Annotated in this window: 23 protein-coding genes and 1 pseudogene; 14 read left to right on the forward strand and 10 right to left on the reverse strand. The window is 69.3% G+C overall.

Annotated elements, in window-relative coordinates:
- Window positions 1–96 precede the first annotated feature (96 nt).
- The gene (locus ABZT04_RS12050) at window positions 97–1,668 is read right to left on the reverse strand and encodes a Na+/H+ antiporter (protein WP_356055761.1); all 1,572 of its coding nucleotides are present in this window, start codon (window positions 1,666–1,668) and stop codon (window positions 97–99) included.
- Between the two features lie 319 nt (window positions 1,669–1,987).
- Here ABZT04_RS12050 and kdpF point away from each other — a divergent pair, with 319 nt between their 5' ends.
- From kdpF to ABZT04_RS12100, 10 genes and pseudogenes are all read left to right on the forward strand, one after another.
- Window positions 1,988–2,095, forward strand: a complete 108-nt coding sequence (gene kdpF, locus ABZT04_RS12055; RefSeq protein WP_356055764.1) for a K(+)-transporting ATPase subunit F — start codon at window positions 1,988–1,990, stop codon at window positions 2,093–2,095.
- An 8-nt stretch (window positions 2,096–2,103) separates the two neighbouring features.
- A complete protein-coding gene (kdpA, locus tag ABZT04_RS12060; protein WP_356055766.1) occupies window positions 2,104–3,768 on the forward strand; it encodes a potassium-transporting ATPase subunit KdpA in 1,665 nt (554 codons plus the stop codon).
- Window positions 3,765–5,894, forward strand: a complete 2,130-nt coding sequence (gene kdpB / locus ABZT04_RS12065; protein WP_356055768.1) for a potassium-transporting ATPase subunit KdpB — start codon at window positions 3,765–3,767, stop codon at window positions 5,892–5,894. The genes kdpA and kdpB overlap by 4 nt, the downstream gene beginning before the upstream one ends.
- A 6-nt stretch (window positions 5,895–5,900) precedes the next feature.
- The gene (locus ABZT04_RS12070; protein ID WP_356055770.1) at window positions 5,901–6,533 is read left to right on the forward strand and encodes a potassium-transporting ATPase subunit C; all 633 of its coding nucleotides are present in this window, start codon (window positions 5,901–5,903) and stop codon (window positions 6,531–6,533) included.
- Between the two features lie 88 nt (window positions 6,534–6,621).
- Window positions 6,622–6,832: pseudogene (locus tag ABZT04_RS12075) on the forward strand (DNA-binding response regulator); the annotation flags it as partial.
- A 108-nt stretch (window positions 6,833–6,940) separates the two neighbouring features.
- Window positions 6,941–8,401 (forward strand): glycoside hydrolase family 43 protein, encoded by a 1,461-nt coding sequence (locus tag ABZT04_RS12080; protein WP_356055772.1) that lies wholly within the window; start codon window positions 6,941–6,943, stop codon window positions 8,399–8,401.
- A gap of 136 nt (window positions 8,402–8,537) precedes the next feature.
- Window positions 8,538–9,830 carry an extracellular solute-binding protein gene (locus tag ABZT04_RS12085; protein ID WP_356055775.1) on the forward strand — a complete coding sequence of 431 codons (1,293 nt, stop codon included), beginning with the start codon at window positions 8,538–8,540 and terminating at the stop codon, window positions 9,828–9,830.
- Between the two features lie 9 nt (window positions 9,831–9,839).
- Window positions 9,840–10,832, forward strand: a complete 993-nt coding sequence (locus ABZT04_RS12090) for a sugar ABC transporter permease (RefSeq protein WP_356055778.1) — start codon at window positions 9,840–9,842, stop codon at window positions 10,830–10,832.
- Complete coding sequence (locus tag ABZT04_RS12095) at window positions 10,829–11,656, forward strand: carbohydrate ABC transporter permease (protein WP_356055780.1); 828 nt, start codon at window positions 10,829–10,831, stop codon at window positions 11,654–11,656. The genes ABZT04_RS12090 and ABZT04_RS12095 overlap by 4 nt, the downstream gene beginning before the upstream one ends.
- A gap of 46 nt (window positions 11,657–11,702) precedes the next feature.
- Window positions 11,703–12,752 (forward strand): endo-1,4-beta-xylanase, encoded by a 1,050-nt coding sequence (locus ABZT04_RS12100; protein ID WP_356055782.1) that lies wholly within the window; start codon window positions 11,703–11,705, stop codon window positions 12,750–12,752.
- Between the two features lie 93 nt (window positions 12,753–12,845).
- Here ABZT04_RS12100 and ABZT04_RS12105 read toward each other — a convergent pair whose 3' ends face one another.
- The gene (locus tag ABZT04_RS12105; RefSeq protein ID WP_329245543.1) at window positions 12,846–13,037 is read right to left on the reverse strand and encodes a DUF5999 family protein; all 192 of its coding nucleotides are present in this window, start codon (window positions 13,035–13,037) and stop codon (window positions 12,846–12,848) included.
- Between the two features lie 284 nt (window positions 13,038–13,321).
- Window positions 13,322–13,906, reverse strand: coding sequence for a hypothetical protein (locus tag ABZT04_RS12110; RefSeq protein WP_356055784.1), 585 nt, complete (start codon window positions 13,904–13,906; stop codon window positions 13,322–13,324).
- A 523-nt stretch (window positions 13,907–14,429) separates the two neighbouring features.
- On the opposite strand from ABZT04_RS12110, the gene ABZT04_RS12115 reads away from it, so the two are divergent.
- Window positions 14,430–15,947, forward strand: coding sequence for a glutamate-cysteine ligase family protein (locus tag ABZT04_RS12115; RefSeq protein ID WP_356055786.1), 1,518 nt, complete (start codon window positions 14,430–14,432; stop codon window positions 15,945–15,947).
- A gap of 12 nt (window positions 15,948–15,959) precedes the next feature.
- Here the strand turns inward: ABZT04_RS12115 and ABZT04_RS12120 are convergent, their stop codons facing one another.
- Window positions 15,960–17,747: a substrate-binding and VWA domain-containing protein gene (locus ABZT04_RS12120; RefSeq protein WP_356055788.1), complete on the reverse strand. Its 1,788-nt coding sequence runs from the start codon at window positions 17,745–17,747 to the stop codon at window positions 15,960–15,962.
- Window positions 17,748–17,857: 110 nt separating this feature from the next.
- Between ABZT04_RS12120 and ABZT04_RS12125 the strand changes: the two genes are divergently transcribed.
- On the forward strand, window positions 17,858–18,658 hold the full coding sequence (locus tag ABZT04_RS12125) for a type II CAAX endopeptidase family protein (RefSeq protein ID WP_356055790.1): 801 nt from the start codon (window positions 17,858–17,860) through the stop codon (window positions 18,656–18,658).
- A gap of 6 nt (window positions 18,659–18,664) precedes the next feature.
- On the opposite strand, the gene ABZT04_RS12130 is transcribed toward ABZT04_RS12125, so the two are convergent.
- From ABZT04_RS12130 to ABZT04_RS12145, 4 genes are all read right to left on the reverse strand, one after another.
- Window positions 18,665–19,474, reverse strand: coding sequence for a PhzF family phenazine biosynthesis protein (locus tag ABZT04_RS12130; RefSeq protein WP_356055791.1), 810 nt, complete (start codon window positions 19,472–19,474; stop codon window positions 18,665–18,667).
- A 95-nt stretch (window positions 19,475–19,569) separates the two neighbouring features.
- A complete protein-coding gene (locus tag ABZT04_RS12135; protein WP_356055793.1) occupies window positions 19,570–20,238 on the reverse strand; it encodes a methyltransferase domain-containing protein in 669 nt (222 codons plus the stop codon).
- Window positions 20,235–20,762 carry a hypothetical protein gene (locus tag ABZT04_RS12140; protein ID WP_356055795.1) on the reverse strand — a complete coding sequence of 176 codons (528 nt, stop codon included), beginning with the start codon at window positions 20,760–20,762 and terminating at the stop codon, window positions 20,235–20,237. Before ABZT04_RS12140 ends, ABZT04_RS12135 begins: the two co-directional genes overlap by 4 nt.
- Window positions 20,763–20,912: 150 nt before the next feature.
- Window positions 20,913–21,812, reverse strand: a complete 900-nt coding sequence (locus ABZT04_RS12145; RefSeq protein WP_356055797.1) for an aminoglycoside phosphotransferase family protein — start codon at window positions 21,810–21,812, stop codon at window positions 20,913–20,915.
- 161 nt (window positions 21,813–21,973) lie between these two features.
- Between ABZT04_RS12145 and ABZT04_RS12150 the strand changes: the two genes are divergently transcribed.
- On the forward strand, window positions 21,974–22,606 hold the full coding sequence (locus ABZT04_RS12150; RefSeq protein WP_356055799.1) for a PadR family transcriptional regulator: 633 nt from the start codon (window positions 21,974–21,976) through the stop codon (window positions 22,604–22,606).
- Between the two features lie 105 nt (window positions 22,607–22,711).
- Here ABZT04_RS12150 and ABZT04_RS12155 read toward each other — a convergent pair whose 3' ends face one another.
- Together ABZT04_RS12155 and ABZT04_RS12160 are read right to left on the reverse strand one after the other, a co-directional pair.
- A complete protein-coding gene (locus tag ABZT04_RS12155) occupies window positions 22,712–23,140 on the reverse strand; it encodes an SRPBCC family protein (RefSeq protein WP_356055801.1) in 429 nt (142 codons plus the stop codon).
- Window positions 23,141–23,253: 113 nt separating this feature from the next.
- Window positions 23,254–23,421, reverse strand: coding sequence for a hypothetical protein (locus tag ABZT04_RS12160; RefSeq protein WP_106971117.1), 168 nt, complete (start codon window positions 23,419–23,421; stop codon window positions 23,254–23,256).
- Window positions 23,422–23,640: 219 nt separating this feature from the next.
- On the opposite strand from ABZT04_RS12160, the gene ABZT04_RS12165 reads away from it, so the two are divergent.
- Window positions 23,641–24,189 (forward strand): Clp protease N-terminal domain-containing protein, encoded by a 549-nt coding sequence (locus ABZT04_RS12165; protein ID WP_356055803.1) that lies wholly within the window; start codon window positions 23,641–23,643, stop codon window positions 24,187–24,189.
- The last annotated feature ends 25 nt before the right edge of the window (window positions 24,190–24,214 follow it).

Consider the following 24,214-nt stretch of genomic DNA (forward strand, 5'->3'; position numbering starts at 1 on the left):
GAGCGGGACGGCGGCCGCTTGCCGGGTCCGCGCCCGGCGAGCCCGAGGGAGCCTCGCGCGGCGCCTTCGGGAAGGGCGGCCCGGAGCCTCGCCGCGTCAGACGTCCGCCAGCCTCGCCTCCTCCAGGTCCAGGGACCGCTGGAGCCGTCTGCGGGTCGTGTCGCTGATGGCGTGGTCGTCGTAGAGGCGTTGCAGTTCCACCGCCTCCACGGCGATCAGGTCGCGGCGAAGTTGGCGGTAGATCAGGTCGGCGGAGTCCGCGTGGGCCACGCCGTTGTCGTCGGAGAGGCGGTCGCGGGCGTCGTCGAGGCGGGCGTTGAGGCCGCGGCGGAGGCGGTCGAGGACCACGTCGGGTACGGCCTCCAGCTCCGCGAGTTCGTCGAGGCGGCGGATGCCCGCGTCCGCCAACCGGCAGAGGGCGGACGCCTCTTCGCGTTCCGTGTGGTCCGGTTCCAGGGCGATGCCGGAGCGGCGGACCACCGGTGCGAGCGTGAAACCCTGCACGACGAGGGTGACGACCACGACCGAGGTGGTGAGGACGAGCACCAGCGGGCGGTCGGTGAGCGTGGCGCCGCTCTTCGTCACCTCCGGGATCGACAGGGCCGCCGCCAGCGGAAGGACACCCCGGGTGCCCGCCCAGGTCAGCACCATCGGCACCCGCCAGTTCACCCGGTGCGTCCCGCCCTTGCGCTGCACCACCGCCGACAGCGGCGCCAGCCACAGCAGTCGTACGGCGATCAGGGTGCCCGCCACCGCGAGCGCGTACAGCGGCCACGCGCGGTCGCCGTCGGACAGCGCCCGCACCTGGGCGGGCAGCGCGAGTCCGATCAGCGAGAACACCACGCTCTCCAGCAGGAACACCACCGTGCCGTAGACGGCGTGCAGTTGGAGTCGGATGCGGGCGTTGGTGAGCCGGTCGCCGCGACCGCCCAGCACCACGCCCGCCACCACGACGGAGGTCACGCCGGAGGTGTGGGCGCCCTCCGCCAGGACGTAGGCCGCGTACGGCGTGACGAGGGCGATCACCGTCTCCAGGACCGGGTCCTCGGTGCGTCGCCGGATCAGCGTCACGACGTAGGCGACGGCCGCCCCGATGACCGTGCCGCCACCCGCGAGCACGACGAACTCACCGCCCGCCGCGCCCCAGTCGGCCGCCGCCGAGGCCACCGCGATGCTCACCGCGACCCGGAACAGGACCAGCGAGGTCGCGTCGTTGAACAGGGACTCCGCCTGCACAAGCGCCTGGACCCGGGGCGGCAGCGCGAGCCGGCGGCCCAGCGCGGTGACGGCCACCGGGTCGGTGCTGGCCAGGACCGCGCCGAGCACCAACGCCATCTGCCAGGACAGCGGGGTCACCCGCGACGCCACCCAGCCCACCGCCGCCGCGGACGCCAGGACCAGACCGATCGCGAGGATCCCGACCGGCTTCCACACCGCCTTCAGCTCGCGCCACGACATGTCCTCGGCACTGGCGTAGAGCAGCGGCGGCAGGACGACCAGGCCGATCACATCCGGGCTGATCTCGATCGACGGCGTACCCGGCAGCAGCGCTACGGCGAGGCCGGCGACCACGAGCAGGGAGGGCGCCGGGATGCGCCACCGGCGGGCGAACGTCGCCACCAGCGTCGCCAGCACCACGAGAGCGAGAACCGTACCGACGCTGCGCATGCCGTCCCCCTGGGGCCTCGGACGAGCCCATGTGGACTCCCCGCCGACCAGACTTCCCGGCACACCGAGATCACCCTAACGCGGCCGGGGACCGCAGGACCGGTGAGGTCCCGCCGTATGAGTCCCGTCAAAGGCGTACGCACCGCCGTAAGGGACCCGTCAACGGCGGTCATATCCGGTCACGGGCGGGGTTACCTCGAAGTGTCCGTTCCCTTCGCACCTCACTCCAGGAGCTCACGATGGCCGATCTGGCCTTCGTCGTCACCACGATCGCGGTCTTCGCGCTGGTGGCCTTCGTCGCCAAGGGGGTGACGAAGCTGTGACCGCCGAGGCTGCATTCAATTTTGAAATGGGCGTCGGCCTGATCGTGGCCGTCGCCCTGCTGGGCTATCTCGTCCTCGCCCTGATCTTCCCGGAGAGGTTCTGAGCGATCCCATGGGTCCCGTACTCGCCGGCGTCCTCCAACTGCTCGCCCTCATAGGCGCGTTGGCCCTCGCCTACATCCCCCTCGGCACCTACATGGCCAGGGTCTACTCCTCCGACAGGCATCTGCGGGTCGAGAAGTGGATCTACAAGGGCATCGGCGCCGACCCGAACACCGAGATGCGCTGGCCCGCCTATCTGCGCGGTGTGCTCGCCTTCTCGGCGGTCGGTGTGCTCTTCCTCTATCTGCTCCAGCGGATCCAGGGCATTCTGCCCGGCTCGCTGGGCTTCTCCTCGGTGAATCCGGCGCAGTCGTTCAACACGGCCGTGTCGTTCGTGACGAACACCAACTGGCAGTCGTACTACGGCGAGCAGACCATGGGTCACGTCGTACAGACCGCCGGCCTCGCCGTACAGAACTTCGTCTCCGCCGCCGTGGGCATCGCCGTCGCGGTGGCTCTCGTACGGGGCTTCGCTCGCTCCCGCGCCGGTGAACTCGGCAACTTCTGGGCCGACTTGGTGCGCGGTGTCATCCGCATCCTGGTTCCGCTCTCCGTCGTCGCCGCGATCGTGCTGGTGGCGTGCGGGGCCATCCAGAACTTCTCCGGCATACATGAAGTCGGTCAGTTCATGAGTGGGCACCAGCAGTGGAACGGCGGGGCGGTCGCCTCGCAGGAGGCCATCAAGGAGGTCGGTACCAACGGTGGCGGCTACTTCAACGCCAACTCCGCGCACCCCTTCGAGAATCCGACCCCGTTCACCAACCTCTTCGAGATCTTCCTGCTCCTGGTCATCCCGTTCGCGCTGACCCGCACCTTCGGCGTGATGGTCGGCTCCATCAAGCAGGGCTACGCGATCCTCGCCACCATGGCCATCATCTGGGTCGGCTTCGTCGCCCTGATGATGTGGACCGAGTTCGCCCACCACGGCCCGGCGCTCCAGCTCGCGGGCGGTGCGATGGAGGGCAAGGAACAGCGCTTCGGCGTCGGCGCCTCCTCGATCTTCGCGGTGTCGACCACCCTGACCTCGACGGGCGCGGTGGACTCCTTCCACTCCTCGTTCACCGGCCTCGGCGGCGGAATCACCATGCTGGGCATGCAGTTGGGCGAGATCGCGCCCGGCGGCACCGGCTCCGGCCTCTACGGCATGCTGATCATGGCGGTCATCGCGGTGTTCATCGCCGGACTCATGGTCGGCCGTACGCCCGAGTACCTCGGCAAGAAGATCGGCACCCGCGAGATGAAGCTCGCGGCCTGCTACATCCTGATCACTCCGGTCCTGGTGCTGATCTTCACGGCCGCCTCCATGGCGCTGCCGACCCCGCCGCACTCGATGCTCAACTCCGGCGCGCACGGCTTCTCCGAGGTGCTGTACGCCTTCACCTCGGCCGCCAACAACAACGGCTCGGCGTTCGCCGGCCTGAACGCGAACACCGACTGGTTCAACACCATGACGGGGCTCGCGATGGTGCTGGGCCGCTTCCTGCCGATGGTGTTCGTGTTGGCCCTGGCCGGCTCACTGGCCGACCAGCGGCCCGTCCCGGAGACCGCGGGCACCCTGCGCACCCACAAGCCGCTCTTCGTGGGCCTGTTGGTGGGCGCGATCCTCATCATCACCGGTCTGACCTACTTCCCGGCCCTGGCGCTGGGGCCGCTGGCCGAGGGGCTGGCGTCATGACTACCCGTACAGAAAAGTCAGAGGACTCGATGTCCACAGCCACTCCGACCCGCGCGCCGCACGACGACGTGCCGACCGGCCACAAGGACGAAGGACGGGTCGGCGCGGGCCTCTTCGACCCGAAGCAACTGATCAGGTCCCTGCCCGACGCGTGCCGCAAGCTCGACCCGCGGGTGATGGTCAAGTCGCCCGTGATGTTCGTGGTGTGGATCGGGTCCGTCCTCACCACGGTCTTCTCCTTCAAGGACCCGGGCGACTGGTTCGGCTGGGCGATCAGCGTCTGGCTGTGGCTGACGGTCGTCTTCGCCAACCTGGCGGAGGCGGTCGCCGAGGGCCGTGGCAAGGCACAGGCCGACACCCTGCGAAAGGCCAAGACCGACACCGTGGCCAGGCGGCTCAACGGATCCACCGAGGAGCAGGTCCCCGGCACCGAACTGCGCATCGGTGACCTGGTCGTCTGCGAGGCCGGCGACATCATCCCCGGCGACGGTGACGTCGTGGACGGTGTGGCGAGCGTCGACGAGTCGGCCATCACCGGCGAGTCCGCGCCCGTCATCCGTGAGTCCGGCGGCGACCGCAGCGCCGTCACCGGCGGCACGAAGGTCCTCTCCGACCGCATCGTCATCAAGATCACGACGAAGCCCGGCGAGACCTTCATCGACCGGATGATCGCCCTGGTCGAGGGCGCCGCCCGGCAGAAGACGCCGAACGAGATCGCCCTGAACATCCTGTTGGCGTCCCTCACCATCGTCTTCCTGCTGGCCTGCGCCACGCTGCCGCCGTTCGCGGACTACGCGGGCACGCACCTCACCTTGGTCGTCCTGGTGGCCCTCCTGGTCTGTCTCATCCCGACCACGATCGGTGCGCTGCTCTCCGCGATCGGCATCGCGGGCATGGACCGGCTGGTGCAGCGCAACGTACTGGCCATGTCCGGCAGGGCAGTTGAGGCCGCCGGTGACGTGTCGACGTTGCTGCTGGACAAGACCGGCACCATCACCCTGGGCAACCGCCAGGCCGCCGAGTTCGTGCCGGTGACCGGCACCGCCGAGGCCGATCTCGCCGACGCCGCCCAGCTCTCCTCGCTGGCCGACGAGACGCCCGAGGGCCGCTCCATCGTCGTCCTGGCGAAGGAGAAGTACGGTCTGCGGGAGCGCCACCAGGGCGAGTTGACCCACGCCGAGTGGATCGCCTTCACCGCCCAGACCCGGATGTCCGGCGTGGACGTCGACGGGCGCAGGATCCGCAAGGGCGCGGCCGGTTCGGTCGTCGCCTGGGTCCGGGAGCGGGGCGGCGAGGTGTCCGAGGACGCCGGCGTGCTCACCGAACGGATCTCCGCGGCCGGCGGCACCCCGCTGCTGGTGGCCGTCGAAGACACCGAAGGCGCACGGGTGTTGGGCGTCATCCACCTCAAGGACGTCGTCAAGGCGGGCATGCGCGAGCGGTTCGACGAGCTGCGCCGCATGGGGATCAAGACCGTCATGATCACGGGTGACAACCCGCTGACCGCCAAGGCGATCGCGGACGAGGCCGGGGTCGACGACTTCCTCGCGGAGGCCACTCCCGAGGACAAGATGGCGCTCATCAAGCGGGAGCAGGCCGGCGGCAAACTGGTCGCGATGACCGGCGACGGCACCAACGACGCCCCGGCACTCGCGCAGGCAGACGTCGGCGTGGCGATGAACACGGGCACGTCGGCCGCGAAGGAGGCCGGCAACATGGTCGACCTCGACTCGAACCCGACCAAGCTCATCGAGATCGTCGAGATCGGCAAGCAACTCCTCATCACCCGGGGCGCGTTGACGACCTTCTCGATCGCCAACGACGTCGCGAAGTACTTCGCGATCATCCCGGCGCTGTTCGCGGCGGTCTACCCGGGCCTGGACAAGCTCAACATCATGCGGCTGTCCTCGCCGGACTCCGCGATCCTGTCCGCCGTCATCTTCAACGCGCTGGTCATCATCGCCCTGGTGCCGCTCTCCCTGCGGGGTGTGCGGTACCGGCCGGTCAGCGCCGACAAGATGCTCCGCCGCAACCTCGGGATCTACGGCATCGGCGGGCTGATCGCCCCCTTCATCGGCATCAAGATCATCGACCTGCTCATCTCACTCATCCCCGGGATCGGCTGATCCATCATGAACAACTCGGTATCCAATACGGCCCGGTTGCTGTGGGCCGGCCTGCGTGCGCTCCTGGTGCTGACCCTGGTGACGGGTGTCATCTACCCGCTGGTGGTCACCGGTATCGCGCAGGCGGTCTTCCCCGGCAAGGCGAACGGCTCGGAGATCAAATCGGAGGGCAAGGTTGTCGGTTCCTCGCTCATCGGCCAACAGGGCTACAGCCTCGACTACTTCCAGCCGCGCCCCGCCAATGGACTGGGCACGAACTCGGTCAACACCCAGTACAAGTTGATCCTCTCCGGTGCCACCAACCTCTCCGCCGACAGCAAGGTGCTGCTCCAGCAGGTGGAGAAGGCCAAGGCGGCGGTCGTCAAGGACAACTCAGTGCCCGGCTACACCGTCAAGCCCTCCCAGGTGCCCGCCGACGCCGTCACCTCCTCCGGCTCCGGCCTGGACCCGGACATCTCCCCGGCCTACGCCGAACTCCAGGTGCACCGGGTCGCGGAGCGGAACCAACTCTCCGTCACGCAGGTCGAGAAGCTGGTGAAAAGCCACACCGACGGCCGCACTCTCGGCTTCATCGGCGAGCCCACGGTGAACGTGCTGGAGCTCAACATCGCGCTCAAGTCCCTTGTGACCAAGAGCTGATGGCGTTACGCGATGGGCAGGGACCACACGAAAGGCGCACCCCCATGACACGGGTGCTGGTGGTGGAGGACGACCCGCAGCTCGTACGGTCGCCGCCCTCGACGCGGGCGCCGACGACTACATCACCAAGCCCTTCAGCATGGACGAACTCCTGGCCCGGCTACGGGCCGCCGTCCGCCGCGTCGACCAACTATCTCCGGGTCTACATGGCCCAGTTGCGCCGGAAGTTGGAGGGGGCCCCGTCCAGCCCCCGCTATCTGATCACCGAGCCCCGTATGGGCTACCGCTTCGAAGGATGACATGCGTCCGACCTTGCCCCACTCGAAGGATCCACCTACAGTCCCGCTCCGTAATGTTCGTCGAGCGGTCCGAAACATTCGATCGGACCGGACGGAGGGCCGACACGGATGCGGACGTACGACAACCCGGTCATCGGCGGGTTCCATCCCGACCCCAGCGTGTGCCGGGTCGGCGAGGACTACTACCTCGCGTGCTCCAGCTTCGAGTACTTCCCCGGGGTCCCGCTCTTCCACAGCCGGGACCTGGTGCACTGGCGCCAGATCGGCAACGTACTCGACCGGCCGAGCCAGTTGGACCTGCCGGACGACACCCCCGCGTCGGCCGGCATCTACGCCCCGACCCTCCGCCACCACGACGGCCGCTTCCACCTGATCACCACCGATGTGCGAGGCAAGGGCACCTTCCTGGTCACCGCCGACCGGCCCGAGGGCCCCTGGTCGGACCCCGTGGTCGTCGACGTGCCCGGCATCGACCCCGACCTGGCCTGGGACGAGGACGGCTCCTGTTGGTGCGCGGTCGCCGGGGTGAAGGTCGCCCGCATCGACACGGCGACCGGCAAGGTCCTGGAGGGTCCGCTCCCGGTGTGGTCCGGCACCGGACTCCAGCACCCGGAGGCCCCGCACCTCTACCGGGTCGGCGACTGGTGGTACCTGATGCTGGCGGAGGGCGGCACCGCGCACGGCCACAGCGTCTCGATCGCCCGCGCCCGCTCCCCGCGCGGCCCCTACGAACCGGCCCCCGCCAACCCGATCCTCTCCCACAGCGGCACCGACCGGCCCATCCAGAGCACCGGCCACGCCGACCTCGTCACCGCCCCCGACGGCACCTGGTGGATGGTGCTGCTCGGCACCCGGCCCCGCGGCTGGTTCCCGGGTTTCCATGTGCTGGGCCGTGAGACGTTCCTGACCCCGGTGGAGTGGGTGGACGGCTGGCCACGGGTCGGTCCGGTGCAGGAACAGCACCCGGCCCCGGAGACCTGGCAACCTCACCAACTCCCGCCCATGCGCGACGACTTCGACGCCCCGGCCCTCGCCTTCTCCTGGATCTCCCCGCGCCGCAGGCCGGACGCCGACTGGTCGCTGACCGAGCGGCCGGGCTGGCTCACCCTGCACGCGACGGAGGGCCCCGCCTTCCTCGGCCGGCGGCAGCAGCACCCCGACTGCCGGGCGGCGGCCCGGATCGACCCCGGCTCCGGGCGCTCCGGACTCTCCGTCCGCATGGACGAGGCCCACCACTACGACATCGAGGTCGCCGGGGGAGTGGTGAGCGTGGTCGCGGAGATCGGCCCGGTACGGCAGCGGGTGGCGGAGGCACCGGTGCCGCCCGGCCCGCTCACCCTCGCCGTCGACATCAGCACGGCGGACGTCCCCACACGTGGCCCCGACACCCTCACCTTCTCCGTGACGGGACCCCAAGGCGCCGTGGAACTGGCCCAGTTGGACGGCCGCTATCTCTCCACCGAGGTCGCCGGGGGCTTCACCGGCCGGGTGATCGGCATGTACGTCACCGAGGGAAGTGTGGCCTTCGACTGGTTCGAATACGAGCCGACAGTGCGTCAGGAGTGCTGAAGGTGAAGGTGGTTGACGAGATATTCGCGAGGTACAGGGGATTGCCACCGTTTGACAGGTGTCTCTAGGGTACGGCAGCAGCGCAGCTTTCTGGATTGACTCCGAAAGTTTCGACCTTCACCCCAAGGAGCGCACCATGGGCGAGTCGGCACTGTCCCGCAGACGTTTCCTGGCCACCTCCGCCGCTGCCGGTCTGGGTATGACGGCACTCGGCGGCTGCGGAGGAGGCTCGGACGGAGGGGCCTCGGGGACGACCACCCTGGAGTGGTGGCACATCAACACCACCGAACCCGCGAAAGGCATCTGGGCCGGACTGGCCCGGCAGTTCGAGGCACAGCACACCGGCGTCAAGATCAAGATCGTCACGCTGGAGAACGAGTCGTACAAATCCAAGATGACCGCCCTCACCGCCTCGGGGAAGCTCCCGGACGTCTTCCACACCTGGGGCGGCGGCGTCCTGAAGCAGCAGGCGGACGCCGGACTCGTCGAGGACCTCACCGACAGCACCAAGTCCTGGTCGGGCACGCTCCTGCCGGTCGCGAAGCAGGCGTACCTCCTCGACGGAAAGGTCTACGGCATCCCGGACGACATGGGGATGGTCGGCTTCTGGTACAACAAGGCACTCTTCGAGCGGGCCGGCATTCCCCAACCCCCCACCGCCTGGAGCGGGTTCCTCGACGCCGTACGGAAGCTGAAGTCCGCCGGGATCACCCCCATCGGCCTGGCGGGCAAGGAGAAGTGGCCCGGCATGTACTACTGGGCCTACCTCGCGATGCGCACCGCCGGCCTCGACGCCCTCCAACAGGCCGCCGACAGCAAGGACTTCACCGGCGCCGGGTTCGTCGCGGCCGGGCAGCACCTCAAGGATCTGGTCCAACTCCAGCCGTTCCAGAAGGGGTTCCTCGGCGCCGCCTACTCCACGCCGACCGGCGAGGCGGCCGCCGTGGGCAACGGCAAGGCCGCGATGGAGCTTATGGGCCAGTGGGCGCCCCTCACGCAGAAGAGCGCGGGCAAGGGCATCGGTTCCGACCTGGGCTTCTTCCCGTTCCCGACCGTCGAGGGCGGCAAGGGCGCGCTCACCGAGGTGTTCGGCGGAGGCGGTGGCCTGGCCCTGCGCAAGGGTGCACCGCAGGCGGCCGTCGACTTCCTGAAGTTCTTCGCCTCGGCGGCCACCGACCGGCAACTCGTCACCAAGACCGGGGTGATCCCCGTGGTCACGGCCGCCGAGGACGCGCTGACCGACCCCAACCTCAAAGCCGTACAAGAGCAGTTGAAGAGCGCCACCGGATTCCAGCTCTACCTCGACCAGGCCTACGCCCCCGCCGTCGGCCAGGAGGTCAACGACAGCGTGGCCGCGCTCATCGCCGGTTCCAAGTCACCGAAGCAGGTCGCCGCGTCGATCACACAGACCGCGAAGGAGGAGCAGTAGGCCGAGAAGATGACCTCTACCTACCTCCCCGAAGAGCGGTCCCGCGCGCCCCGCGCGTCGCCGATCACCGCACCCGCCCCCGGCCGGGGAAGGCGCCGCGTCCTCAACTGGCTCACCGCCATCGCCTTCCAGCTCCCCGCCCTCGCCCTGTTCGGTCTGCTGGTCCTCCTCCCGATCCTCTTCGCGGTCTACGCGTCCCTGTTCCGCTGGGGCGGCTTCGGGATGCCCTCCGACTACACGGGCACCGACAACTTCACCCGGCTCTTCCAGGACCCGGTGTTCCTGGGCGACTTGTGGCGCTGCGCGCTGCTGGTCGTACTGTCGCTGGCGCTCCAACTGCCGTTCGCGCTCGCCATGGCGGTCCTGCTCAACCAGCGGCTGCGCGGCCGGCCCGTCTACCGGATGCTGTTCTTCGCCCCGTACGTCCTGTCCGAGGTCGTCACCGGTGTGCTCTTCAGCATGATCTTCGCGCCGGACGACGGCCTCGCCGACCATGTCCTGGGCACCGTGGGCCTGGACGCGCTCGGCGGCAAGTGGTTCGCCGATCCGTCCACCGTGATGGCGACCCTCTTCCTGGTCATGACGTGGAAGTACTTCGGCTTCCACATGATGCTCTACCTCGCCGGACTCCAGGCGATCCCCGCCGAGTTGACCGAGGCCGCGATCGTCGACGGCGCAGGCCCCTGGCAGCGCTTCCGAGGGGTCACCCTGCCGCTGCTCGCGCCGACGCTCCGGATCAGCGCCTTCCTGTCCGTCATCGGGTCCATCCAACTCTTCGACCTGGTCTGGGTGATCACCGCCGGAGGCCCCGACCACCACTCCGAGACCATGGCCATCTCGATGTTCCAGTACGGCTTCAAGCGCTACCAGGTCGGCTACGCCGGCGCGATCAGCGTGGCCATGTTCGGCATCAGCCTCGTCTTCGCCCTCGTCTACCAGCGGTTCGTGCTCCGCCGCGACCTGGCGGGCGCGACCACCACCATGCGGGGAGGCGGCGCGTGAAGTCCCGTACGCGCACCACGGTTTCGCTGCACGCGGTCCTGGTCGTCGTCGGCGTGGTGATGGCCGTACCGCTGGTGTACGCGGTCGTCTCCGGCTTCAAGTCGACAAGTCAGCTCTCCGGCAACCCGATCGGGCCGCCCCACCCGTGGGTCGTCTCCAACTACACCGGCATCCTCGGCTCGGGCTCCTTCTGGCGGCTCGCCGGCAACAGCACGCTGATCGCGGTGGCGACGACGGTCCTGGTGGTCGCGGTGTCCGCGCTCGCCGCGTTCTCCTTCGCCCGATTCGCCTTCCGGGGGCGGGAGTTGCTGTTCACGCTGTTCACGATGGGGCTGATGTTCCCGTTCGCGGTGGCCGCGCTGCCGTTGTTCCTGCTGCTGCGCTCCCTGGACCTGCTGGACAACCCGCTGGGCGTGATCCTCCCGCAGGCAGCGTTCGGGCTGCCGATGACCATCGTCATCCTGCGCGGCTTCTTCCGGGAGATCCCGGCCGAGTTGGAGGAGGCGGCCACGCTCGACGGCTGCGGTCCGCTCGGCTTCTTCTGGCGGGTGCTGCTGCCGATGGCCCGGCCCGCGCTCGGCACGGTGTCGGTGCTGGCCGTGGTCGCGAGCTGGAACAACTTCCTGCTTCCGCTGCTGGTGTTCACCGATCCCAAGTGGTGGACGATCCCCATCGGTGTCCAGCAGTTCCAGGGGCAGTACTCCTCCGACACGGCCCGCGTCTTCGCCTATCTCGTGCTGGCGATGATCCCGGCCCTCGCCTTCTACTCGGTTGCCGAGCGCCAGCTCGTCGGCGGCCTCACCGCCGGCGCCACCAAGGGATGACGGGCGCCGGACGACGAACCACCCACCTATGAAAAGGAGTCGCACCATGCCCATCAGCAGAAACAGACTCAGACTCGCGGGCGCCCTCGCCGCAGTCCTCATGGCCGCGGGCATCGCCACCGGGCCGCCCGCCCAGGCCCACGAGAAGCCCTCCACCCTCGCCCAACTCGCCGAGCGCCACGGCCGTTACTTCGGCAGCGCCACCGACAACCCCGAGCTGACCGACACCGCGTACACGAAGATCCTCGGCAGCGAGTTCGACATGATCACCCCCGGCAACGGCATGAAGTGGTACGCCACCGAGCCCCAGCAGGGCGTCTTCGACTGGACCAACGGCGACCAGATCGTGAACCTCGCCCGCGCCAACCACCAGCGGGTCCGCGCCCACACCCTGGTCTGGCACAGCCAGTTGCCCGACTGGCTCACCTCCGGCACCTGGACGGCCGACCAGCTCAGGGCCGTACTGAAGAAGCACATCACCACCGAGGTGCGGCACTACCGCGGCAAGGTCTACTCCTGGGACGTCGTCAACGAGGCCTTCAACGAGGACGGCACCTACCGCGACACCATCTGGTACCGGACGCTCGGCCCCGGCTACATCGCCGACGCGCTGCGCTGGGCCCACCAGGCCGATCCGCACGCCAAGCTCTACCTCAACGACTACAACATCGAGGCCACCGGCCCCAAGAGCGACGCCTATTACGCCCTGGCCAAGGAGTTGAAGGCCCAGCACGTGCCGCTCGACGGCATCGGTCTCCAGGCCCACCTGGCGCTCCAGTACGGCTTTCCGACGACCCTGGAGGACAACCTCCGCCGCTTCTCCCGCCTCGGCCTCGACACCGCGCTCACCGAGGTCGACGTCCGGATGCAACTCCCGGCGACCGATGCCAAGTTGGCCGAGCAGGCCACCTGGTACCGGGACCTGACCGAGGCATGCCTCGCGGTGCGCCGGTGCGTGGGCGTGACCGTGTGGGACTACACGGACAAGTATTCGTGGATTCCGGCGTTCTTCCCCGGAGAGGGAGCGGCTCTTCCGTGGGACGAGCAGTTCGCGCCCAAGCCCGCCTATTTCGCACTCCGGGAGGCACTCGGATAGCGACCGGCTACGGGGAGTGATCGGCCCCGGATATGCGTCGGGGCCGGTGCGCACCGAAGTATGTGCGGCCGGCCCCTCATGTTCGTGAATTGCTCAGGCGGCCGTCATCACCTGGCGGTGCGGGGCGATGATCTGGCCGTCGGGCAGTAGCTCACCGGTGTCCTCGAACAGGAGAACGCCGTTGCACAGCAGGCTCCAGCCCTGTTCCGGGTGGTGCGCCATGAGGCGGGCGGATTCCCGGTCGGCGGATTCGGCTGTGGGACACGGTGGCTGGTGCTTGCACATGGGTGGGATCTCTCGCTCTGTCGTGGTCATGTCCGTCCCCCGTGGTGTTGAGTCACTCCGAACCCAGTGTTGCCCCACGGGCGTCAATCCGCAGGGATTTAGCAGCACCGCTTCTCACAGGTTAGTGACGCTTCACCCGCGCGGACGGTTCATCCCAATTCCCCAGCTCGTACGAGCTTTTTGCTGCTCGTACGAGCATGTCGAGCGTAATAGGGCCGGAAACGCGATCGTACCCCGCTACCGGGAATTCGGCGGCGGGGTACGAGGGTGACTGCGGAGTGAAGTCAGGCGGGTGAACCGAGTAGTGGCGCCGGGGTCACCCGATGGGTCAGCACCGGCAGCAAGTCGGCGACCCGGTGCGGGCGGTGGGCCGCGATGCCGGGCGGTGCCGGGGCCAGCGGAACCAGCAGATCGGTCGCCTCGGGGTGACCCTCGGCGCCGTCCGCGGTGAGGTCGCCGTGCAGCCAGAGCGTGAGCATGTAGAGGCCGGGTACCGAGAGAAGGCGCGGCTGGTAGGCGCCCTTCATGTTCTCGGCCTGGCGCAGCGCCAGCTCGGTGGAGGTGATGTACGGGCCCTCGAAGAAGTGCGAGAACGCCCAGCCGTCGGGGGTCAGCATCGTCTCGGCCGCGGCGACCGCGCGGTCGCCGCAGCGGATCAGGAAACGCCACCCGGCCAGCCGGGTGACGGCTGCCCCTTCCGCGGTGACGCGGTCCAACACATGTACGGGCAGCGGGAGTTCGGGCGTTGCCGGTCCCTGGGCCGCGCGCAGGGACGGTGTTCGGGCCTCGCGGACGGCGGTGGGGGAACCGAGTGCCGTGAGAACGGAGCGCAGGGCGGGCGCGGGAGCCGGGGGGACATGCAGCGGCATGGTGGGTCGCCTCTCATTCGACAGGCACGGTGGCGCGAGGGCGGGACGGGGGCGGACGGCGCTGTCTGCTCTCGGGGTCAAGGAGGCGGGGGCCGCGGGGTGCTGTGAACATGGGTGGGGCCTGCCGCACGTCACCTCGACGGCAGGACCAGGACGGTGGGCGCCAGCCTTCTGACTTGTTCGCGGAGTTTATACGACGCGTGTTCAGACGGTGTTTCGTCTAACCGTTTCCCGTATGAACAACAAGGGACTATTCGGCCAGTGATTCGCGGGAATCATCCCGATTTTGGGCCGAACCCGGGTCGATGACCTCGGGATATGCCGCCGCTGCGGTCGGCCCATTCTCGTCGGCGTTTTTCACGAGGTCTTCATTGGCGCGGAACCGCAAGTTGCCGCATGCCTCGTGAATGTGCCGCGGGTCACGTCCGACCAGAGTAGCGGGCTCCGCGCCGCTCCGGGACGTTATCGATCGCCAGGTCTGGGCATCATCCTTCCTGACCCGGGACGAGGAGGTGACGCTTCGATGGGCGAGAAGGTGGTGGCGGGGCCGTTCGAGCTGGCCGACCGCCAGCGTTACCGCGCCAAGCTGCGGCGGTGCCTGACGGGACTGGAGCGGCTGCTGGCCGAGAAGCGGTTCGACCGCCCCAAGAACCTCATGGGGCTGGAGATCGAACTGAACCTCGCCGGCTCCGACGGCCTGCCGAAAATGTTGAATGGACAGGTTCTCGAACGCATCGCGAGCCGAGATTTCCAAACAGAACTCGCCATGTTCAATCTGGAAGTCAACATTGCCCCACACCGATTGGAAGGCCGGGTATTCGACCGGCTCGCCGAGGAGATCCGTACGTCACTGGCATATGCCCATCGGAAAGCGGGCGAGGTCGACGCCGGAATAGTGATGATCGGCATTCTGCCGACGCTCGACCGGGACGACCTGGTCTCCTCGAATCTCTCCGCGGTCGACCGCTACACCCTGCTCAACGACCAGATCGTGGCCGCCCGCGGCGAGGATTTCGTCCTCGACATCGAAGGCGTCGAGCACCTCCTCTGCACCTCCGGCTCCATCGCGCCCGAAGCCGCCTGCACCTCCGTGCAGTTGCACCTCCAGGTCACCCCGGACCGCTTCGCCGACGTGTGGAACGCGGCCCAGGCCGTCGCCGCCGCCCAGATCGCCGTGGGCGCCAACTCGCCCTTCCTGTTCGGCCGTGAGCTGTGGCACGAGTCCCGCCCGCCGCTGTTCCAGCAGGCCACCGACACCCGCCCGCCCGAACTCCAGGCCCAGGGCGTCCGCCCCCGCACCTGGTTCGGCGAACGCTGGGTCACGTCGGCGTACGACCTCTTCGAGGAGAACCTGCGCTACTTCCCGCCCCTGCTCCCCGTCCACGACGAGGAGGAGCCCCTCGACGTGCTCGACAAGGGCGGCATCCCCACCCTCGCCGAACTCGTCCTGCACAACGGCACGGTGTACCGCTGGAACCGCCCCGTCTACGGCATCGCCGACGGCGTCCCGCACCTGCGCGTGGAGAACCGCGTCCTGCCCGCGGGCCCCACCGTCACCGACGTCATCGCCAACACCGCGTTCTACTACGGCGTGGTCCGCGCCCTCGCCGAGGAGTCGCGCCCGGTGTGGACCCGGCTGCCCTTCGAGGCGGCCGCCGCCAACTTCGACGCCGCATGCCGCCACGGCATCGACGCCCGCTTCGTCTGGCCCCGGCGCGGACGGCTCGGCGGCACCACGGAGATCGACGCGGTGGCCCTCGTACGCGACGAACTCCTGCCGCTCGCAGAGGCCGGCCTGGACGCGTGGGGGGTCGAACCCGCCGACCGGGACCTGTACTTGGGCGTGATCGACGAGCGCTGCCGACGCCGGGCCAACGGCTCGACCTGGCAGTCCGCCACCTTCCACCGCGCCCTCGAACAGGGCCTCGGCAGGGAGGCCGCGCTGGCCGCCACGACCCGCCGCTACAGCGAGTTGATGCACCTCGGGGAACCCGTCCACACCTGGCCGGTGGGCCTACCGGAGCCGGTGCCGCTGGGGTGAACCGAGCGCGGTTCAGCCCGCGTTGGCGGAGGCGCCCGACGCGCCGGCCGCCACGATGGCCTGGAGGATCACCGACTGGATCTGAGTCGGGTCGCTCACCTCGTGGCCCGAACCGCCGGTCGCCTCGGCGATCTGCCGGGCCTCCTCCTTGTCGGCGTCCGGACCCACCGCGATCATGATCAGCGGCACCGGCCGCTCGGGGCTGGCGAGTTGCCGCAACTGCTTGAGGAGCGTGGTCCGCGAGATGCTCCCCGGGTCCTGGTTGACCCCGTCGGTCAGAATGACCAGCGCGTTGAACTTCCCCTTCGCGTAAGAGGACGTGGCCGCTTTGTACGCGGCGAGTGTGGTGTCGTAGAGCCCCGTCGCGCCGTTCGGCACCGGCTTCAGACCGCCGAACGCCGCCGAGAGCCGGTCGCGTTGGGTGCCGTCGCTTGTGCGGTCGCCGAGCCGCTCGGTCGGCACCAGGACGCGGTAGTCCTTGTCGCCGTCGAGCTTCGTGGAGAACTCCCACAGCCCGATCTCGTCCTCGGGCGTGAAGGTGGCCAGCGCCTGGAGCAGCGACGCCTTGGTGACGTCCATCCGCGACTGCCCGGTCCCCGGCACCGCTTCCGACATCGAGGCGGACGCGTCGACGACCGTGGTGATCCGCGCGCTCTGCACCGTGATCGTCCAGGTGCCCAGCGCCTCCTGGAGCGCAGCGTCGGAGGCGGGCTCGGGCGCCGGGGCCGCGTACGGCTGCGGACTGATACCGCCCGCCTTGGCGACCACCGCCTTCGGCGCGTCCTCGTCATCGGTGCGGAAGCCGTACTTCACCATCAGCTTCTGCTGCGCGGGCTGGGTCAGATAGGTCAGGAACCGGATCGCGGCCCGGCTCTGGTCCGTGGTCAGCCGCTCCTGGTCGACCAGGTTGTACGGATAGTCCAGCCTGGGCGAGCCGTCCTTCGGATAGAACAGGTCGAGCCGCTCGTCGCCGTCGGCCGACGCGTTGTACGCGAACGCCGACTGCTCGCTGAGGACCAGTGCCTGGTTGCGCTTCGGATTACCCTGCTCGGTGCCCGAGGAGTCGCGCGGGAGGGTGTCCAGGACCTGGCTGTCGGTGTCCGAGATCCGCTGCGACAGCGTCTTCATCGTCGCCGCAGCCTGGGTGGCCCCGTCCTTGACCTTGGCGGCGGCCGTGCTCAGCTCGGTGAGCGCCAGCAGCCCGGTCGCGCTGCGCGCCGGATCGGCCGCGCCCAGCCGCAGCGAGTCGTCCTGCAGGGTGGCACCGGCCAGGTCCAGCCAGGTGTACGTCTTCTTCGGCCACCCCAGCGACTTCGCGGCGGCCGGGACCATCGCCACCCCGACCGGCGTGGAGGCCACGTTGCCCGCGGGGGTCACCTCCGTCGCATCGCTGTCGGCGGCCGACGAGACGTGGGTCACCCACAACTCCGAGTCGGGCACCCACACCTGCACGTCCGGGTGCTTGCCCGCCTTGAGGCTGTCCGCGAACTTGTACGACTCCTCGGCGGTCACCGAGACGTTCAGGCACTGCCCGTCGGAGGTGATCGCCTCGTCCCGGGCCTGTCCGGCCGCCGCGCGCAGGGCGGGTGCCATGTCGGGGGAGGCGGCGAGTTTCAGCCGTACCGCGTCCTTCCGGCAGGAGGAACCGAAGGACAGCAGACCGCTCTGCGCCGCCACCGCGGTACCGCCGGCGACGGTCAGCACCAGAACCGTGGCGATGGCCACCGTGCGGCGGCGCGCGCGGGGACGGGGGTCGCTGCCGCCCGCCCCGTACTGATCGGGCAAGCTGTGACGTCCCATGACGGTGGTGCCCTCCCAACGGCCTGTCGCGCACGATCTTCGTATGTTCTTTCGAGACCCTAGCGGGGCGAAGATGGGCATGAGGCGGGATTTCCGAACTGAAGGCAGGTGTGCAGGTGGAGGCAGGGCAGGTGGCCGAAACTTTTCCGCTGGAGCGGCCCACGCGGCGGATTCTCCGGTCCGAGGCGCTGCTCGTTCTGGGGGTTTCGCTCGGTGCGAGTGGAGTGTCCGCCCTGATCAGCTTTGTCGGATCGGTCACCAAACCGGGAGGTCTCAAGGACCAGGCGGCCACCCTCAACGCCTCGGCCGCGCCGGGCCGTCCGTGGCTCGATCTCGCCTGGCAATTGTTCGGGATCGCGTCGGCCCTCGTCCCCGTCGCACTCGTCGCGCACTTCCTGCTGAGGGAGGGCGAGAGCCTGCGCACGATCGGCTTCGACCGCACCCGGCCCTGGCCCGACCTGGGCCGCGGCGCGGCGATCGCGGCGGTGATCGGCAGCACCGGAATCGCCTTCTACCTGGCCGCCCGCGGCCTCGGCTTCAACCTCACGGTGGTGCCCGAGGCGCTGCCCGACGTCTGGTGGAAGTACCCGGTCCTGATCCTCTCCGCGATGCAGAACGCGATCCTCGAAGAGGTGATCGTGGTGGGGTATCTCCTGCGCCGCCTCGGCCAGTTGGGCTGGACGCCGGGCACCGCGCTGGTGGCCAGTTCCGTACTGCGCGGCAGCTACCACCTCTACCAGGGCATCGGCGGCTTCGTCGGCAACATGGTGATGGGCGTGGTCTTCGTCTACCTGTACCGGCGCTGGGGCCGGGTGGGCCCCCTGGTGGTGGCGCATTCCCTGCTCGACATCGGGGCGTTCGTCGGCTACGCGCTGCTGGCCGGAAAGGTGGGCTGGCTGCCGACCGCGTGAGCGGCCTCAGGCCAGCAGCTCGCCGTCGATCACCGTGACCGCCCGCCCGCTCAACAGGGTCCGGTCACCGCGCAGTTCGGTACGGACGCGCCCCGAGCGCGGCGAGGCCTGCAGCCCGGTGAGGACGGTACGGCCGAGGCGCTCGGACCAGTAGGGAGCCAGTGCCGTGTGCGCGCTGCCGGTGACCGGATCCTCGTCGATCCCGACGTTCGGGAAGAAACAGCGCGAGACGAAGTCGTAGCCCCGGGTGGGGTCTTCGGCCCGTGCGGTGGCGATGATGCCGCGCGCGGAGTGCGCGGCGAGGGACTTGTGGTCGGGTGCCAGTCCTACGACGGTCTTCTCGTCGGCGAGTTCGACCACGAGGTCGCCGATGTTCGGGCCGGTGTCGAACGCGGTGAGCGGCTCGGCACCCAGGGCCCCGGCGATACCGTCCGGGATCCCCACGGGCGTGAGCGGAGCGGTCGGGAAGTCGAGGGTGATGGACCCGTCCGGGGCCGGCCTGGCGATGAGAACACCACTGAGCGTGGCGAAGCGCACGGGTCCCTCGTGGGCGCCGGTGGTGTGCAGCACATGGGCCGTGGCGAGGGTCGCGTGTCCGCACATCGCGACCTCGGTGGCCGGTGTGAACCACCGCAACGCCCAGTCGGCGTCCCCGCCCGCGGGCAGCCGGTGGGCGAACGCCGTCTCGGCGTGATTGACCTCCAGCGCGATCTTCTGCAACCGCTCGTCCGCCGGGAAGGCGTCCAGGAGCAGCACCCCGGCCGGGTTGCCGGCGAAGGGACGGTCGGTGAAGGCATCGACGATTCGGATCCGCATGACGTCGACGCTAGACGCTCTCGGACGCGGCGGAACAAGGCCAATTCGCGGGCGGTGGACCGATTTCCGCGACACGGTCCGCGTGTATCTCCTCGCTACGACGGCGAAGGGCGTCCCGGTTTCCGGGCCAGGAACGTGGCGTGCGTCCGCTTCGCTCCCTCGGCGGGCTCCAGGACCAGCCGGGCGGTGAGGGTGAGTCCGGCCTCTTCCAGCAGCCCGGCGATCCGATCCGGAGTGAGCAGGTGGGACTCGTAGGACACGGGGTGGCCGCCGTACGCCTCTATCGGGCGCAGGAGTTGGCCGTCGCCCACGTGGCCGGCCAGCATCAGCAGGCCGCCGGGTGCGAGTGTGCGGTGAAACTGGGCGAACACGACGGGCAGTTGATCCGGGGGCGTGTGATGGGTCGAGTAAAAGGCGAGGATGCCGCCCAGTTCGTCGTCCTCGATCACCGGGGCGGTCATCGAGCCGACGGCGAAGGTCAGACCCGGGTAGGCGCGGCGGGCCTGTTCGACCATCCGCGGGGAGAGGTCGATGCCGAAGGCGGGCACCCCCAACTCCGCCAGATGCGCGGTGAATCTGCCCGGCCCGCAGCCCAGGTCCGCCACCGGTCCGAGGCCGGCCGCGCGCACGGTCTCGGCGAACGCGGCCAGCATCGCGCGGGACAGCGGGTCCAACTCGGCCGGGGTCTTGACCAGTTGGACATAGGCGGCGGCGACGGTGTCGTACGACTCCCGGATCGCGGAGAGGTAGGAGGGGTCGGTCACACGGGCGACTCTAGGCCCGCGATGGCCCCTGTGGGCAGCAACTCCCTTGGCTCTGAGCGGTGATGGTGCCGGTGGCCCTCGCGCAGCCGGACGTCGCCGCTGGCCCGCGCCCGCGGGGCGCGTTCCGTGAACACGGCCAGACGCAGTACGAGATAGCGGCCGATGCCGACGAGCGCGGTGGCCGACAGATACACCGTCTGTTGCGGGACGAGTCCGGCGCCGGGGCGGAGCGCGGCCAGCGCGCCGACCGCGCCGGAGGTGACCAGCCAGCCGAGGGCGATGGTGGCCGCGCTCTTCAAGTGCCCCGCCAGGCCCGGCCGTCCGTGGCCGAAGGAGACGCGGGCGTGCAACTCGGTGGCGACCACGGTAGAAGCGACGGTGGTCAGCGCGTTCGCCGCCATCCACGGCATCCACTGCGCCAGCGGGACCAGGGCCGCCGAGGCCACCAGCGTGATCCCGCTGCCCAGCCCGGCGAAGCGCCCGAAGGCCGCCGCGTGCCGGCGGATCGGTCGCAGGCCGTTCATGGTGATCCCCTCTCGCGCCGCTGTCCCTGTCCGGGCTGTTGTCGTCATGCGGCAGAGAGTCGCCGACGCGCGATTCAACGCGGTTTCAGCGCGTTCTCAGGGGGACGGGTGCGAGTGAAATCGGTGCGGAGGCAGGGCAGTTGCTCGCCGTCAGCGGTGCATCGACTCCAGAATGCGGTCCAGTGTCCGGCGCCCCATTGCGCTCATCACCGGATTGCTGTCGACGTAATACCAGACGACACCCATCGCCTGTTCGAACGCCCATGCCTTGCCGCGCTCCCACTCCAGATCGTCGCAGGCCAGTGTCCGCCGGAGCACTTCCCGCGGGCCTGACCGCAACAGGTGCCAGGCACCGACCAGGTCCAGCGCGGGGTCGGCCGGGCCGAAGCCGCCGGTGTCGAGTACGCCGCTGAGTCGGTCTCCCGCGACCAGTACATTGCCGGGAATCAAGTCACCGTGGCTCATCACGTCGGCATCCGTGCGGGGCAACTCCCGGAAGTGGCCCCACACTTGGCGCAGGCGGGGCACGTCGAGCAGCCCCTCACTCTCCTCGAAGCACCTTGCCATCCAGTCGTCGTGGTGAGTGAGAACGCCGCCGCGATTGTCGCCGTTGAACAGCCGTCCCCGTGTCTCGGCGGCCCTCAGTGCCGCGATGAAGGCCGCGAGGTCCTCGGCGAAAGCGTCCGACCCACTGGGGTCGGCGTCGGAGGCGACCGTTCCCGGCAGCCATGTCTGGACCGACCACGGCATGGGGTAACCCGATCCGGGCTTTCCCAGGGCGACGGGTTCCGGGACGGGGAACCGGGACACCCGCGCCAGTTCCGCGCTCGCCCGGGCTTCCCGTTCCAGAACCGCCAGCGCGTCGGCGGCCTCGGCCGGACGCAGGAGGAAACGAGCAGCCAGGTCGTCCCCGATGCGGAAGATGGCGTTGACCGTCCCGGTCGACGACAGGCGGTGGATCGCCCTGCCGCTCCACTGAGGGAACTGTTCCTGGATCAAGGTCGCGACGATGTCGGTGGACACGTCCACTTGGTCAACGTGCATGGTCATCTCTCGCAGGCTCTTCCGCTGGTCCAGTGCCAAACGCCGGAAGCAGACCAGATCGACGGGGACGACAGCCACTGGTTATACGGCAGGGGATTGCCATCCGAACAGTTCCGATATATCGTTGACGCATCGCGACAGATCAACGATGGAATGGAGTGATTGCGATGCGTACCCACGGATACGAGCGTGGACATGGACAGGACGGCCCCCGGCGCGGCCGGGGTGGCCCCGACGGGCGGCGTGCGGCTTTCGGGCCCTTCGGGCCAGGTGGCCCGGGCGGTCCCGGTGGACCCGGCTTCGGCCCGGGCTTCGGTCCCGGCCCCTGGGGCGGACGAGGGCGCGGCGGCCCGAGGGGGAGGGCGCGGCGCGGCGACGTACGCGCGTCGATCCTCGCGCTCCTCAAGGACCGGCCGATGCACGGCTACGAGATGATCCAGGAGATCGCCGAGCGCAGTGGCGGCGCGTGGAAGCCGAGCCCCGGCTCGGTCTACCCCACCCTGCAGCTGCTGGAGGACGAGGGCCTGATCGCCAGTGAGTCGGAGGGCGGTAAGAAGCTGTTCGCGCTCACCGACGCCGGCCGCACCGCGGCCGAAGAGGGCCCGGACGCTCCCTGGGAAGAGGCTTCCCGCGGTGTCGACTGGGAGGCCCTCAGTGAGATCCGCCAGGCCGGCTTCGGCCTGATGGAGGCCTTCGGCCAGGTCTGGAAGACCGGCAGCAAGGAGCAGCGCGAGAAGGCGCTGACCGTCATCAACGACGCCCGCAAGAAGCTGTACCTGATCCTGGCCGACGAGGACTGATGTCCTCGGGGCCGGATGAGGCGCAAGGCCAAGGCGCCCCGCGGAACCTCCGTGGGGCGCCTTCCCTGTGCGCGTTCCCGTTCCTGCGGTGTCCCGGTGCCTTCCTCAGGCCACCAGCCCACCCAGTTTGCGCAGCGATTCGTTCAGTGCGGCCGTCCCCGAGTCCTTCAGCTTGCCCGCCATCAACGACACCGCCGCCCCCGTGAACTCGCCGTCGATACGGACCGTCGTGGCGTCGCCGTCGGGGGTGAGGGTGTAGCGCGTGGCGACGTTCACGGCCATCGGGCCCTTGCCGCGGATGGCCAGCACGCGGGCCGGTTCCACTTCCTCGATGGTCCACTCGACCTCCGCCGGGAAGCCCATCAGCTTCATGTTCTCCTGGAAGGTCCCGCCCACTTCGAGAGTTTCCGGGCCGCCCTTGGGGAAGTTGGTGTGGGTCGCGTTCCACTCGCCGTACGCGGGCCAGTTCGTGAGTTGTGCCCACACCTTCTCGGCCGGGGCCTCGATGCGTGCCTCCGCGCTGATTTCGGCCATGCGACCACCTCTTCGTATCGGGCTACGGTGTCGCGGAACGTAGCCGCAGAGCGCCGAACATTCAATACTGATGAACCGTCAGGAATTGTGCACGTCCGTCTGCCCGCCTGGGTTCAGCTCACCCGCCGTATCACCGCCGCGTCGAACAGGTCCCACGCGCGCGGGTGGGCGCTCTCGTCGTGGCAGTGCCAGGCGTCCCAGAACAGATCGGCGAGCAGCGCGTCCTCCGGGGCGTACACCCGGTACACGTACTGTCTGCCGTCGACCGCCGGCAGAGCCACCAGCCAGCACCTGCTCTCCATGTCCGCGAAAGACGTACGCCGGATGCGGTGCGGTTGCGGATGGGGCGCACGCTGGTCAGGCGCGCGCCTCTCAGGGGCGAGGAGCGTGATCTCATCCGTAAGGAGGAGATTGCGTCGCCCAGAGTCCACTTTGTGTGGGACGCCGAAATGCTTCCCTCCGGGGATGCCCTCGACGCGGGGGACTGATGGGGTGGGAGTGTGCAACCCCGTATCCCCAGGCAGTCGACCCACGAGCAGGGAATCCACCGCGCGGACAACGATGCCAGACTCAGCGCGGAGCTGGCGGCGGTGGTCGCCGGCGCGCGCCGCCGGGCCCTGAGGGACGGGGACCGCCAGATCGACACGGCCCATCTGCTGCACAGCCTCCTTGAATCGGACCCCGAGGCACGTGCCGTGTTCGGTGACGGCCCGCAGATCGCCCGACTGCTCGGCTACCTCGTGCAGCGCAGCATCGGCTACGGCCTGCGCTGGCAGGGCACGGTCGAGGACTCCGGCGCGATCCCCGTGATCACCGCCGCCGAGGGCTGGTCGCCGCTGGCCGCGGGCGCCCTGGAGTACGCCTGCGAGCGCGCCGCACTCCGCGGCGACGAGCTGGCCTGCGGCATCGACCTCCTCGCCGCGATCGTCGCGGACCCCGAGTCCCGCGCCGTCGAGGTCCTCCGCCGGGCGGGCATCGAGTCGCCCGAGGTGCTGGTCTGGATCGAGAGCACCGCACCCCCGCCCGCCACGGAGCCGTCCGCGCGCTGAGACAGGAGTCAACCGGGGTGACGCT

Origin of the sequence: Streptomyces sp. NPDC005492 (assembly GCF_040605995.1) — a bacterium.
Taxonomy (GTDB): domain Bacteria; phylum Actinomycetota; class Actinomycetes; order Streptomycetales; family Streptomycetaceae; genus Streptomyces.